Genomic DNA, 13106 nt, shown 5'->3' with positions numbered 1-13106 from the left:
GCTTCTTATACAAATTAACTGTACTTTTGCATTCCCCTTTATAGGAGACGAATTGATTAAAATATTAAAACAAGCATAATAGCGTCATGAAAAGAACATTTCAGCCTTCGCAAAGAAAAAGAAGAAATAAGCACGGATTCAAAGAGCGTATGAGCAGTGCTAACGGAAGAAGAGTATTGGCATCTCGTAGAGCTAAAGGTAGAAAACGTCTTACCGTATCTGACGAGTATCGTCATAAAGGCTAATAACCTTGCCGGTGTGACTCTTCCGAGCCTCTGAGCCGGTAGTCTTGTCACGATGAGCTATACATTTACGAAGGAAGAACGATTATGTAGCAAAAGACTTATTGATAGTCTTTTCCATAATGGTTCTTCTTTTGTTTTATACCCCTATCGCGTTGTTTTTATAAAAGCAGAAGAGCCTTCGTCGAGCGTTCCGGTCCAATGCATTATTTCTGTTCCAAAAAGGCGATTCAAAAGAGCGGTAGATCGTAATATGCTCAAGCGCCGTATGAGGGAGTCCTATCGATTGCAAAAGCACACGCTATATAGCTTTCTCCAACAACATATGTTATCTTTAACGGTAGCGTTTCAGTATGTCGGTAAAGAAAAGACTGCTTATGCACAGCTCCATCAACGCATGGAATTAGTACTTGGTAAACTGAAAGATGAATGTACTAAGATTTATTTGGGAGAAGATGATTAAATGGCCTTTGGAAAGGCTGTTTGTATTAATTATCCGTATTTACCAGATTTTCATTTCGCCGTTGTTAGGCGCGAATTGCCGATATACACCTACATGCTCCCAATACGGCAAAGAAGCGATACTCAAGTATGGTCCGTTCAAGGGCGGTGCGCTCGCGGTGCGTCGCATCTTAAGGTGTCATCCTTGGGGAGGGCATGGCCATGATCCAGTTCCGTGAGTTTATGAAAGATATTTATATACTACAGATTGAAACGGCAACGCCCGTTTGTTCCGTTGCCCTAAGTAAAAATGGAAAGACTATTGTCTTCCAGGATGCCGATATTCCTAATCAGCATGCAAGTCAATTAACTATTTTCATATCGGAAGTGCTTAACATAGCAGAAATAGCGCTCGAGGATTTGGCAGCCGTGGCCGTAAGTATGGGGCCAGGTTCCTATACAGGTTTGCGGATAGGTGTCTCTACTGCAAAAGGAATGTGCTACGGATTGGACTTGCCTTTAATAGCAATAAATACCTTAGACGCTATGGTTGCAGGCTTTATTGAGGACAATGACCCTGCGGATGGAAATGTATTGGTGCCCATGATTGACGCACGTCGTATGGAAGTTTATATGGCTACCTACACGGCGAAAGGTAAGTTATTGCAAGGGACATCTGCAGAGATTATAGAAGCTGATTTTTTTCAACAGGATGCTGAGGTCGCCAAATATGTGTTATTCGGCAGCGGCGCTGATAAATTTGTTCCTTTATTTAAAGATGATTCTACTGTAGAAGTAATCCCTGCTTTTGCTAACACGGCCGCAAATCTTTCTCACTTGGCTTTTGAAAAGTATCAACAAAGTGCTTGGGAAGATCTTGTTTATTTTGAGCCGTTCTACTTGAAAGACTTTATCGCCACTACGCCAAAAAAACGTTAAGCCAGCTATAGCCATTTGCGTTTCTTGAACCAGTAATAAATCAGCAACGCTAAGAAAGCCATACCCAGCATAACGGCTGGATAGCCGTAACGCCAATCAAGCTCCGGCATATTTTCGAAGTTCATCCCGTACACGCCAACGATAAAAGTCAGCGGCATAAAGAATACGGATATTATCGTCAGTGTGCGCATAATATCATTCGTATGGTTAGATTCGATGTTGAAATATACCGAAAGTAATTGTGCTGTGTTTTCAGCGATGTTGCGATACAGCGTTGAAGAGCGCGCATAAATGTCTTTCAAATCTTGCGTATAGATGTTTTTAAAAGCACTTAAATGAAAGAAATCAACGATATCTTTATAAAGTGTAAGAATGATCCGGATCAGATCAATCTGACGTTTGATATAATACAGCTGCCGCAAGAAATCTTTACGTCTTCTGTGCAAAAATACCATTTCCTCATAGCTGTCCAGTTGTTTATTAAGTTTGTTGATGACTAGGTTCTCAAACGTTTTAAGTGCTTCGGAAGTTAGGTGGTTAATAAAGAGTTTGCTGGAATGTAACTTTTGGGATGGAAAGTTCTCGGCGAGTTTTTCTAGATAATCGATCCTCCCGCGATGTACGGTTATCACGAATTTTTCTCCGAAAAATACCGATACACGCTCTGTTATCTCCGTAAGCGTATCCGAGAAATTGTCAAATTTGCTGGGGATAGACCTAATGATAAGAAAATGGTAATCCTCAAATTCTTCGATCTTAGGTAATTGACCTATCTGTAAGCAATCTTTTATCGATGCTTCATGTAGTTTGAACTTCTCTTTAAGTTCGGAGAAATCTTCTATGGTTGGTTCGGAGATATCAATCCATTCAAAATTTGTATTAGTCTTTAGCAGTATATTTCTTACCATCGTGGACAACTTAAACCCTAGAGCAATGTATAAATCAAATAGCGGAAAAACAAATAAAAAAGGCTTCTACCGATAGGGAAGAAGCCTCTTGCTGACAATGAATTCAGCTTATTTCTTTTCTTTTGCTTTTTTGTCTTTGTATTCTTTGTTCAATACATCAATTACATTTGCCGTAATATCCAATTTTGAATCGGCGTATAAAACAGTCGGATTAGACTTCGAGTAGGTCAATACCAATGTATAACCGTTGTCTTCCGCATGTTTCTTAAGATATTCCGTGATCGTATTGTATACGTTATTAAATTCTGTTGATTCATCTTGTTGGATAGATGCCGACGCATTCTGATCCAGTCTTCCAAGTTCTTCTTGCTTGCGAGCCAGCTTTTCTTCTGTAGCTTGACGGTCAGAAGCACTCATGGTAGAGGCCTTCTGTTGGTATTCTGCAACTTCACGCTGAAAAGCCTGGCCTTTCGATTGAAGATCTGATTGCGCTTTTTTTACTTTCGCCTCTAGTTTAGCTCTGATATCTTTAAAATACTCGTATTTCTCGGAAAGGGTATCAGAGTTGATGTACACAATTTTTTCCTCTTTTGCAGCGGTCGAAGAGCTAGCAGACGCGATAGAGTCGCCTGTCGTAGCGTTTCCGGTTTTAGCATTTTGGTTACATGAAACTGCAGCAAAGGCTAGTGCCACGCCTAAGGATACTTTAGTTACTGTTGTGAATAGTTTATTCATTCTAATCTAATTTTCAAGTTTTAATCTTTCAACAAGCAAACCTAATATAAAAAAATTAAAATTCCCTATCACATGTGGGAATCTTATCAATTATCGTCGTAGTCCGTCGTCAGAAACACGTCTCTCGTAAGGTGACGATAACCATTTTTCATTTGATTTTAAGGGGGAAAATTCGTATTTTTGAATGTTAAACGGTACTCATTTTAAATTAATTTCATGAGCGAAGAAAAGAAAAATACATCAACGTATTCAGCGGATAATATTCAGGTTTTAGAAGGTTTAGAAGCTGTACGTAAGAGACCCTCCATGTATATCGGTGACACCGGTATAAAGGGATTACATCACTTGGTTTATGAGGTTGTTGATAACTCTATTGATGAAGCTGTAGCAGGCTATTGTACAGATATTTTTGTAAGTATTCACGAGGATAATTCTATTTCGGTTCGTGATAACGGCCGCGGAATCCCTACAGGAATAAACAAGAAAGAGAATAAGTCTGCATTGGAGCTTGTTATGACAATTCTTCATGCCGGGGGTAAATTTGATAAGGATACGTATAAGGTTTCCGGTGGATTACATGGGGTAGGGGTATCCTGTGTGAACGCTCTTTCTACTCACCTCTCTGCCGTTGTACATCGCGATGGAAAAATCTTTCAACAAGAGTATGAAAAAGGTAAACCATTATACGATGTGAAGGAAATTGGCGAAAGTGAGAATACAGGTACTATCGTAACTTTTCGTCCCGATGCCGAGATCTTCACCATGACAACGATCTATAACTATGATACGTTGGCCAACCGTCTACGGGAACTTGCTTTTTTGAATAAAGGTGTGCGTTTGACATTGACGGATGAGCGTGAGATTATAGAAGATGGATCTTTTAAAACGGATGTGTACTATTCTGAAGGCGGTTTGCAAGAATTTGTGAAGTTCTTGGATGGCACCCGTCAACCTTTAATTCCTGATCCGATCTATGTGGAGGGAATTAAGCAGGGTATTCCTGTAGAGCTCGCCTTGCAGTATAATGATACCTATTCAGAGAATGTACATTCGTACGTAAATAATATAAATACCATTGAAGGTGGTACCCACGTTGCTGGTTTTAGACGCGGTCTAACGCGTACCCTGAAAGCCTATGCCGATAAATCCGGACTTTTAAAGAATTTAAAGGTTGACATTACAGGAGATGACTTTCGCGAGGGGTTGACAGCTGTCGTTTCCGTGAAAGTAGCCGAGCCTCAGTTTGAAGGACAGACAAAAACCAAGCTGGGAAACAACGAGGTGATGGGCGCCGTGGATGTTGCCGTCGGTGAAATATTGGGTGTGTATCTTGAAGAAAACCCCCGCGAAGCGAAAGCCATTGTACAGAAAGTGGTGATTGCTGCGCAGGCGCGTGCAGCAGCGCGTAAAGCTAGAGAACTTGTGCAGCGGAAGACGGTAATGGGCGGTTCTGGCCTACCAGGTAAGCTTGCAGACTGTTCAGACAGCGATCCAGATAAATGTGAGATTTTCTTTGTCGAGGGTGACTCCGCAGGGGGAACCGCAAAGCAGGGGCGTAATCGCCGCTTTCAAGCTATTATGCCGTTGCGCGGTAAAATCCTCAACGTAGAGAAAGCGATGGAGCATAAGATCTACGAAAATGAGGAGATCAAAAACATGTTTACAGCCTTAGGCGTAAGTGTGGGAACCGCAGAAGATTCAAAGGCCCTTAATTTAGAAAAGTTACGCTACCATAAAATAGTTATCATGACGGATGCTGATGTCGATGGTTCGCACATTGCAACCTTGATCTTGACGTTCTATTTCCGATACATGAAGGAGCTTATCGAAAAAGGTTACGTGTATATTGCGACGCCGCCCCTTTACATGGTAAAGAAAGGTAAAGAATTCGAATATGCATGGAATGAAGATCAGCGTTTAGCGGCTATTCAACGTCTTAAAGGGTCTGGGAAAGAGGAATCGGTCAATGTACAGCGTTACAAAGGTCTTGGAGAGATGAACGCCGAACAACTATGGCAAACAACAATGGATCCAGAGCACCGTACCCTGCGGCAAGTAACGATACAAAATGCGGCCGAATGTGATCATATCTTTTCCATGTTGATGGGAGATGAGGTTGCTCCACGCCGTGAATTTATTGAAAAAAATGCGCGTTATGCGAAGATCGATGTGTAACATCGCCTTCCTACCCATCTAATATCAATCCCAACCCATCTAAGGTTGGGATTTTTATTTGTAACTTGTAGTCGAATTAACGGATTAGCAAATGTCAAATATTGATTTTATACAGGAGGAGAAAGCGGCCGATATTGGCAATTTTCTTGTTGGGCGTTTATTACCTTTTCGTCAGAAAAGATCCATCGGCCCTTTCGTATTTATTGATCACATGGGGCCTGCCTGCCTGGCAGACTACGAAAATCTAGATGTTCCGCCGCATCCGCATATCGGGCTTTCCACCTTAACCTATCTTTTCGACGAGTTTGATGGAGGGATTATGCATCGCGATAGTATCGGGACGGAAATTGAAATTCGACCTGGTGCTGTAAATTGGATGACGGCCGGAAAAGGCGTAACGCATTCTGAACGTACCCCCGAGCGCCTAAGATCCCAAGATAAGTATCTCCATGGTCTTCAAATTTGGGTAGCCTTACCCAAAGATTTGGAATTTATGGAACCTGAGTTTTTTCATATTGAAGCCAAAGACATTCCAGTTTGGCAAGACCAAGATGTACGGTATAAACTAATAGCAGGTGAAATTTTTGGACGTAAATCTCCCGTGCCAGTCTATTCGCCATTGTATATGATTGAAATCAAATCAACCGAAGAGAAGAATATCAACATCGGTGAACATCTTTTTGGCGAGAGCGGACTCTATATATTAGAGGGCGAAATAGAAAACCAAGGGCATACATATGGGCCTAAGCAAATTTTAATAACCAAGGATGCGCATCTCTGCTCCTTCGTGATGAAGCCTGGCACTACGGTATACATCTTCGGTGGTGATCCCTTCCCGGAAGAAAGGTTTATATTTTGGAATTTTGTTGCCAGCAGTAAGGACATCATTGAGCAGGCAAAAGAAGATTGGAAGAATCACCGCTTTCCCAAAGTGATTAATGACGATGGCTACGTTCCGCTTCCGGAACTAAAAATAAAATAGCGCGAAAATTGACCTTATGGAATATCGGTTATTTGAGATGATAAACGAGTCCGAAACCGATATTCCATATCTCACTGAAATTAATAGACCCACTATTTTTTACATAGTTGATCATCCGCTTTTCCGTCGTGCCCACCTCGTAGTATAGTCCCCATTTCTGGTAACGTACTTCTGAGCCCAACGTCAACCCTATGTTCAAAGCTGTTGGGAAGTAGTAGTAACCAGGATCGTAATAATGTGGTAAACCTAGGAAATACTGATCGCCGAAGGAATAATTAAACCATAGCCCAAGCTGTAACCAGTTAACTTTCAGAGACTGCATATAATCCCTATTTAATGAGACATACTTTCCCTTCAGTGTTAGGGAATGTATCGGATCCTCCGCATAGCTACTAGGGACCAAGCCATACATAAGATCTCCCATCCATCTTTTATTAGGTGAGACATAGCCAATTCCTGTAGAAATCATTCCGATGTTTCCGGCATATTGCAGCTTAACGTTATTCGGCATAATCTTTTTAAGAAGACTGTCTGTTTGCAAGATCTGACCATTGCTTGCGAGCGCAGTAAGCCATAAGCTAAGCGCAGCGATGTAGCTTTTGTACATGTTAATAGAATAATTCTTCCACAGTTAGTATGGTATCAGCAACATTGACTTTGACATAGGAGCGTTTTAATAAGGTGGGCGCCACCAGATACGGAAAGCCGTCGTTAAAAAGTTCCCGATAGTCAAACGAATGGGAGTGCCCATGTATGGATAGTCGCGAATTCGCTGTCGTGGATAGTAATTTCGCCATCATCTCTGTTTTTGTTTGGTCGAAATCGAGCGAGATTGGCGCTATGTGTGATAAGTAAATGATATTCTTTTTGTTCGCTGATTTTTGTATTTCAGCTTGAAGCCAGTTGAGGTTTGGAATGTTTCCATCAAATGCAACCTCTCTGGAGTTGGAGTTAAATACAATAAAGGTCGTATTTCCGTAGCTGAAGGAGAAATCCTCTGCGCCAAAGTACCGGTTGAAGATCCCGCGTCCATTTCCCAGCATATCGTGATTGCCTATCGTACCAATAACCGGAAACTTTAACTTCTTTATATCATCGTAATAAAGATTATACTCGAAATTGGCTCCATAGTCTGTAAAATCGCCCCCATGAAGCACGAAAGCAATGCTGTCTTGCGGAATATGGTTTGCATACTTAACGAAAGCCTCTAGCTCATCGTAGGCAATTTGGGTGTCTGAAATGATAAGGAAGGAAAAGGTATCTTTCTCGGCCATTAAGCCCAGCCTGTCAATAGCTTGTTGATTCAAATCACTAGCCAACGGTTTCACTTCTAATACGGAATATTGAAAATTTCGTTTACATGCGCTAAATAGAGAAAACACAAGGAATAGTAAAAAGTAAAGTAATTTATTAAGATGTCTCATCTAAGGGCGTGTAGTTCGATAGCTACAATGATAAGATTTTAATTATCAACTTTTGAATTAAAAAAGTCAGTTTTTGGTCAATAAAAAATCCCGAGCGATACGCTCGGGATTTAAGAATTATAGGTGCTAAATCTAATTACTTAGATTTCTTCTCATCACCTTCCATCTGCTCTTTCAATTGTGCAAGAACGTCTAAATCACCTAAAGTAGATTTTTCAACAGACTCTTTCACTTTTTTCACAGCAGAGTTAGCTGCTTTCGCTTCTTTCTTGCGGTTATTGAAATCTTCAATACGCGCTTCTGCTTTTTGGTCTTCCCAAATACGTGAGTGAGAGATAACCAAACGTTTGTTTTCCTTGTTGAATTCGATGATTTTGAACTCAGCAACTTCGTCAACTTTCAAAGCAGAACCGTCTTCTTTTACCGAGTGTTTGTTCGGACAGAATCCTTCAACACCATATTGTAAAGCAACGATATCACCTTTGTCACCAACTTTGATTACTGTACCTTCGTGAACAGAACCTTCAGTGAAGATTGTTTCGAAAGTATCCCAAGGGTTTTCTTCAAGTTGTTTGTGACCTAAAGATAACTTACGATTTTCCTCATCAAGCTCAAGAACGACAACCTCTAATTTCTCACCAACTTTAGTGAATTCATTAGGGTGGTTGATTTTCTTAGACCAAGATAGGTCAGAGATGTGAATCAAACCGTCGATACCATCTTCTAATTCAACGAATACGCCGAAGTTAGTCATGTTTTTAACGACAGCAGATTGTTTAGACCCAACTGGGTAACGCTCTGTGATGTTTTTCCAAGGATCAGGAGTCAATTGTTTGATACCTAAGCTCATTTTACGTTCTTCACGATCTAAAGTCAAGATTTCAGCTTCAATTTCGTCGCTTACTTTCAAGAATTCTTGTGGTGAACGTAGGTTTTGAGACCAAGACATTTCAGAAACGTGGATCAAACCTTCTACACCAGGGATGATTTCAAGGAATGCGCCGTAATCTGCAACAGTAACAATTTTACCTTTTACTTTAGAACCTACTGCTAAGTCTGTGCTCAAAGACTCCCAAGGATGCTCTGACAATTGTTTCAAACCTAAAGCAATACGTTTTTTCTCATCGTCGAAGTCAAGAACAACAACGTTGATTGTTTGATCTAAGGCTAAAACCTCTTTCGGATGCTCGATACGGCCCCAAGAAATGTCTGTAATGTGCAGTAAACCATCAACACCACCTAAGTCGATGAACACACCGAAATCTGTAATGTTTTTAACAGTACCTTCCAATACTTGACCTTTTTCTAGTTTCGCAACGATTTCTGATTTTTGGTTTTCTAAATCGTCTTCGATCAATACTTTATGCGATACAACAACGTTTTTGAATTCGTGGTTGATTTTTACCACTTTGAACTCCATTGTTTTACCAACATATACATCGTAATCACGGATAGGTTTGATGTCGATCTGAGATCCAGGTAAGAAAGCTTCTACACCTTTGATGTCTACGATCAAACCACCTTTAGTACGAGATTTTACGAAACCATCAATGATTGCATCGTTCTCCAACGCATCGTTGATCGCTTCCCAAGATTTTTGTGTTTTAGCACGTTTGCGTGATAATACCAATTGACCGTTTGCGTCCTCTTGAGACTCTACGAATACGTCAACCGTATCACCAACTTTCAAGTCAGGTAAGTCACGGAACTCAGATAATGCTACAAGACCGTCTGATTTGAAACCAACGTTTAAAACAACGTCTTTGTTATTGATAGATACTACAATACCTTCAATAATCTCACCTTGGTTGATTTGGTTGAATGTGCCTGCATACTGCTCCTCAAGCTTGTTACGCTCTGCGTCGCTGTAGTTACCGAAAGCTTTTTCATCCAAATCCCAATCGAAATCACCTTGTGGTGTACTCCAAGCGTTAGATTTGATTTCGTCGATTAATTTTGAATCTGCTTCAGACTCGATTGTTTCAGTGTCTTTCACTACTTTAGTGTCAGCACCCTGTAGCTCTGCGTTTTTCGCCGCTAATTCTTTTTCTGCTTCTTGTTTTTTTGCCATTAATTATTTTTTCTCCTTTTCCCTACATTGTAGGGACTGCAAAAATACGAAAAACTTTTATATACAAGAGATTAAGTGAAAAAAATGTTTTTGCTTTTATTTACGTGGTGAGTCTCCTAAAAGACTACGCCTTTGCATGTGCGATATCCTCTACGAAGGCTGTACAAGCCCTGCTATCAAAAAGTAAATAGATCTCTTTTGTTCAGACTGTGCCGTGACGGTATTGATCACTGTGGAGTCTAATCTTGATTCTTAAACGAATTGTAAATACGTGGTTTCACAATTTTTATGCTTTGTTTGGAAAGAGCAATAGCGGCGTTTAATTCAAAACCAATTAACAAGATGAGGGAGTTTAGGTACATCCAAATCATAACGACGATCAATGTCCCGATAGAACCATATAGCTTGTTATAGGCACCAAAGTTATCGATGTAATAAGTAAAGCCAGAGAAAGTTAACACTGCCAAAATTGTAGCGAGGCTAGCACCAGCATTTAGGAACTTCCATTTCTTCGCATCACTCGGGCCAAACTTGTAGAGTATGCTGACTGTAAAAAAATAAATTCCGAATAAGACAATCCAGCGCGATAGCGTCACAATAAATGTCCAAAACCAGGAGATGTCATAATCAATCTGCTTTTTTAAGTAGTTAATGACAAAACCGGCTCCAGTGAAGATACCTATTCCTGTAGCAAGGGCCAAGATAATGGCAAAAGACAGCCCGATAGCTGCTATCCTTCGGCGTAACCACGAACGCTTTTCCTTAGCCAGCGACGCTTTGTTGAATGCCATCATCAAGGTGGTCATACCGTTTGTTGCGAAGAAAGTAGCCAATAAAAAACCGACCGACAATAAGCCGGAATTTTGGTTTTTTACGATGTCCACCAGTGTTGCTTGCAAAAACTCGTAGGCATTGTGCGGGAGCGCTACTTGAATGAGATCCAAAAGCTTTTGTTGGAAGTTGTCTACCGGTATATATGGTATCAACGTGAATAAAAAAAGTATGCCGGGAAAGATAGCTAGCATAAAATTGTAGGCTAGGGATGAAGCCTTGTTAAGGATGGATTCACGAGCTATTTCCTGAAAAAAGAAGGTAAACACGGTGTACAAAGGTAGCGACCCGAAGCCCGGGATAATGGCTACCTTCGTCCATTCAATGAATTGATCGTAGACTTTCAGGCGTAAAAGGGAGCTATGTATCTTTTTTTGCATTATGGACTGAAATAGACGGCCATTTTATCTTGAAATATTTGTGGCGCCTTGCAAGGTCTCTTTTTTGCCATATCAACAAAGACTAACTGCGTGGACCCTGTGTTCAAAAGTACACCATTTTCGTTAAATACCTCATACTCAAATTTAATTCTTACGTTCGGCTTCTCTTTGATATATGTCCTGACGGTTATGAGATCATCGTATCGAGCCGCCTGTATATATTTACACGTAAGATCTGTGACGGGCAACATAACCCCCATCTCTTCTAATTCACGGTATGATATTCCTGTACTGCGAAGCATCTCCGTGCGCGCCACTTCGTAATAAGACGCATAGTTTCCATAATACACATACCCCATTTGGTCGGTCTCCGCATATCTCGTTCGTATAGTAGTCTCGTGTATAAACATGGTGAAAATTGAAAAGTCAAAATTAAAAATTAAAAAGTCAAAAGTGATAAGTCAAAAGTGATAAGTCAAAAGTGATAAGTCAAAAATGCAAGTTGAAAATGGTAGGAAAGCGATACTAATACATAAAACCAAAAAGCCATACCGGAATGATATTTCCAAAACCTATTTCAATACCGTCTTTGGCAACGTAAGCATTTTCCATATTTGCTATTTGTTTCTTGGTCTTGTTTTTACCTCCGATTTCAAACCTAAACTTTTTATCAATCAGAAAATCTGTTGTTTCTGAAAGGTTGATCTCATGCAAACCTTTGAATTGGTTTAAGAAAAACGTTTCTCTGACATTTCCTATATTGGTGTTATCTTTTGCCAGTGCAAACATTAGATTGCTATTATTCAGATATAGTTTCTCAGGTTTTGTCAATACTCCAATTCCGGAGTTATCTTTATACAATTCGTTGACCAGTCCGGCACGTTCTAGAATTTTTATGCTTTGCACCAGCATATTACGGGAAACACCTACCTTTTCACTCAATTTGGTAATATTAGGGGTAAATGGCGCACTCGAAGCAACGGTGATAAGTAATTTCTTTAGCTTCACCAAGGTATCATATTGTAAATTTTCTACTGCATTGATATCTATTTCAATAATTAGATTTATCGTGTTTTGTAATTTCTGAATGTATAGATCTTCATTCTCTTTGTAATAAGGATAAGCTCCCGTTTTTAAATATTTCTCAAATAGGGGTAAGGGTTTTAGCTCATTTAAAACTTCCGTAGCAAGAGCATGGTGGTTTTGTAAAATTTCTGGGAACGAACGAACGATAAGCGTTTTTTTTGTTTCAAATGTTATAAACTCTCTGAAGGATAGCTCCTTTAGATAATAACTTACGGCTCTGCGACTCAAATCTGATTCGGATTTATAAATTTCCAGTAGTGAAGACGAGGTGAAAATAACGTTAAGGTCAGGGAAGTTGTCGTAAACAAGTTTTATCTCTCTGGACCAGCTGGGGTATTTGTGAACTTCGTCAAGAAGTAAATGTGTTCCTCCAAATTGCGCAAACTGTTTTGCGAGATCGTATAACTTGTTTTCAAAAAAATAAATGTGATCTAAACTTACATACAGTGTAGATTGTACCGGCAAATATAGCTTTGCCAATTGCAGAAGCAAGGTCGTTTTTCCGGCACCTCTAGCTCCTTTTACTACAATAAGACGATTACTCAAATCCATTTGATGAACAAGATAACGCTGTATATCAAGGGATATCCGTGCTATTTTAGTTTGGAATTCTAATAATAATGTCTCCATATTGCTTCCTATACAGAGCAAATATATCAAATATTGTTAAATGAAAAAAGCACTTTATTTAATAAATGCTTTCTTGATAAAGCATTTCAAGGTAATTGTTACTTTTTGTTAAACATCCTAATTGAAAAGTTGATGTCTTTTGGTCTGGCCAATTCGCTTAACAAGTGATTGCAATGCAGGATTCCTGTTAACACAACAGTCTTTTTGTGGGGATGCTTTTTCGCAATATTAATTACTAAAAATGAGCGTGAGGTACCAAGGA

The 13106-nt window shown here is 39.9% G+C and carries 14 protein-coding genes; 6 read left to right on the top strand and 8 right to left on the bottom strand.

Going from position 1 to position 13106, the window contains the following annotated elements:
• Nucleotides 1–86 precede the first annotated feature (86 nt).
• The 4 genes from rpmH to tsaB are packed head-to-tail and all read left to right on the top strand — an operon-like array spanning nt 87 to nt 1622.
• On the top strand, nt 87–245 hold the full coding sequence (gene rpmH / locus DI53_RS19815; RefSeq protein WP_071790452.1) for a 50S ribosomal protein L34: 159 nt from the start codon (nt 87–89) through the stop codon (nt 243–245).
• Nucleotides 246–297: 52 nt separating this feature from the next.
• Nucleotides 298–705 carry a ribonuclease P protein component gene (locus tag DI53_RS03085; protein WP_037495220.1) on the top strand — a complete coding sequence of 136 codons (408 nt, stop codon included), beginning with the start codon at nt 298–300 and terminating at the stop codon, nt 703–705.
• On the top strand, nt 698–922 hold the full coding sequence (gene yidD, locus DI53_RS19810) for a membrane protein insertion efficiency factor YidD (protein WP_420804735.1): 225 nt from the start codon (nt 698–700) through the stop codon (nt 920–922). Before DI53_RS03085 ends, yidD begins: the two co-directional genes overlap by 8 nt.
• Before the next feature lie 4 nt (nt 923–926).
• Nucleotides 927–1622 carry a tRNA (adenosine(37)-N6)-threonylcarbamoyltransferase complex dimerization subunit type 1 TsaB gene (gene tsaB, locus DI53_RS03080; RefSeq protein WP_037495415.1) on the top strand — a complete coding sequence of 232 codons (696 nt, stop codon included), beginning with the start codon at nt 927–929 and terminating at the stop codon, nt 1620–1622.
• Between the two features lie 5 nt (nt 1623–1627).
• On the opposite strand, the gene DI53_RS03075 is transcribed toward tsaB, so the two are convergent.
• Nucleotides 1628–2530 (bottom strand): CorA family divalent cation transporter, encoded by a 903-nt coding sequence (locus tag DI53_RS03075; protein WP_037495218.1) that lies wholly within the window; start codon nt 2528–2530, stop codon nt 1628–1630.
• Between the two features lie 108 nt (nt 2531–2638).
• Entirely contained in the window at nt 2639–3265 is a 627-nt protein-coding gene (locus DI53_RS03070; RefSeq protein WP_037495217.1) for an OmpH/Skp family outer membrane protein, read from the bottom strand.
• 216 nt (nt 3266–3481) lie between these two features.
• Between DI53_RS03070 and gyrB the strand changes: the two genes are divergently transcribed.
• Entirely contained in the window at nt 3482–5440 is a 1959-nt protein-coding gene (gene gyrB, locus DI53_RS03065) for a DNA topoisomerase (ATP-hydrolyzing) subunit B (protein ID WP_037495215.1), read from the top strand.
• A 91-nt stretch (nt 5441–5531) separates the two neighbouring features.
• Nucleotides 5532–6422 (top strand): pirin family protein, encoded by an 891-nt coding sequence (locus DI53_RS03060; RefSeq protein WP_037495214.1) that lies wholly within the window; start codon nt 5532–5534, stop codon nt 6420–6422.
• Between the two features lie 28 nt (nt 6423–6450).
• Here the strand turns inward: DI53_RS03060 and DI53_RS19500 are convergent, their stop codons facing one another.
• The 6 genes from DI53_RS19500 to DI53_RS03030 all read right to left on the bottom strand — a co-directional run bounded on the left by DI53_RS19500 (nt 6451) and on the right by DI53_RS03030 (nt 12844).
• Entirely contained in the window at nt 6451–7029 is a 579-nt protein-coding gene (locus DI53_RS19500) for a hypothetical protein (protein WP_052072005.1), read from the bottom strand.
• Between the two features lies 1 nt (nt 7030).
• Nucleotides 7031–7846: a metallophosphoesterase family protein gene (locus DI53_RS03050; protein WP_052072004.1), complete on the bottom strand. Its 816-nt coding sequence runs from the start codon at nt 7844–7846 to the stop codon at nt 7031–7033.
• A 136-nt stretch (nt 7847–7982) separates the two neighbouring features.
• Nucleotides 7983–9917 (bottom strand): 30S ribosomal protein S1, encoded by a 1935-nt coding sequence (rpsA, locus tag DI53_RS03045; protein WP_037495213.1) that lies wholly within the window; start codon nt 9915–9917, stop codon nt 7983–7985.
• 239 nt (nt 9918–10156) lie between these two features.
• Nucleotides 10157–11128: a YihY/virulence factor BrkB family protein gene (locus DI53_RS03040; protein WP_037495212.1), complete on the bottom strand. Its 972-nt coding sequence runs from the start codon at nt 11126–11128 to the stop codon at nt 10157–10159.
• Nucleotides 11128–11538 (bottom strand): acyl-CoA thioesterase, encoded by a 411-nt coding sequence (locus tag DI53_RS03035; protein WP_037495211.1) that lies wholly within the window; start codon nt 11536–11538, stop codon nt 11128–11130. The genes DI53_RS03040 and DI53_RS03035 overlap by 1 nt, the downstream gene beginning before the upstream one ends.
• A 115-nt stretch (nt 11539–11653) precedes the next feature.
• On the bottom strand, nt 11654–12844 hold the full coding sequence (locus DI53_RS03030; protein ID WP_037495210.1) for an ATP-binding protein: 1191 nt from the start codon (nt 12842–12844) through the stop codon (nt 11654–11656).
• Nucleotides 12845–13106: the final 262 nt, after the last annotated feature.

This window comes from Sphingobacterium deserti, assembly GCF_000757725.1.
In the GTDB taxonomy this organism is placed as follows: domain Bacteria; phylum Bacteroidota; class Bacteroidia; order Sphingobacteriales; family Sphingobacteriaceae; genus Sphingobacterium; species Sphingobacterium deserti.
This window is presented reverse-complemented; position numbering and strand designations above follow the sequence as displayed.

Coding starts and splice junctions, on each gene's coding strand:
- rpmH (WP_071790452.1), top strand. CDS start 87: ATGAAAAGAACATTTCAGCCTTCGCAAAGAAAAAGAAGAAATAAGCAC.
- DI53_RS03085 (WP_037495220.1), top strand. CDS start 298: ATGAGCTATACATTTACGAAGGAAGAACGATTATGTAGCAAAAGACTT.
- yidD (WP_420804735.1), top strand. CDS start 698: ATGATTAAATGGCCTTTGGAAAGGCTGTTTGTATTAATTATCCGTATT.
- tsaB (WP_037495415.1), top strand. CDS start 927: ATGAAAGATATTTATATACTACAGATTGAAACGGCAACGCCCGTTTGT.
- DI53_RS03075 (WP_037495218.1), bottom strand. CDS start 2,530: ATGGTAAGAAATATACTGCTAAAGACTAATACAAATTTTGAATGGATT.
- DI53_RS03070 (WP_037495217.1), bottom strand. CDS start 3,265: ATGAATAAACTATTCACAACAGTAACTAAAGTATCCTTAGGCGTGGCA.
- gyrB (WP_037495215.1), top strand. CDS start 3,482: ATGAGCGAAGAAAAGAAAAATACATCAACGTATTCAGCGGATAATATT.
- DI53_RS03060 (WP_037495214.1), top strand. CDS start 5,532: ATGTCAAATATTGATTTTATACAGGAGGAGAAAGCGGCCGATATTGGC.
- DI53_RS19500 (WP_052072005.1), bottom strand. CDS start 7,029: ATGTACAAAAGCTACATCGCTGCGCTTAGCTTATGGCTTACTGCGCTC.
- DI53_RS03050 (WP_052072004.1), bottom strand. CDS start 7,846: ATGAGACATCTTAATAAATTACTTTACTTTTTACTATTCCTTGTGTTT.
- rpsA (WP_037495213.1), bottom strand. CDS start 9,917: ATGGCAAAAAAACAAGAAGCAGAAAAAGAATTAGCGGCGAAAAACGCA.
- DI53_RS03040 (WP_037495212.1), bottom strand. CDS start 11,128: ATGCAAAAAAAGATACATAGCTCCCTTTTACGCCTGAAAGTCTACGAT.
- DI53_RS03035 (WP_037495211.1), bottom strand. CDS start 11,538: ATGTTTATACACGAGACTACTATACGAACGAGATATGCGGAGACCGAC.
- DI53_RS03030 (WP_037495210.1), bottom strand. CDS start 12,844: ATGGAGACATTATTATTAGAATTCCAAACTAAAATAGCACGGATATCC.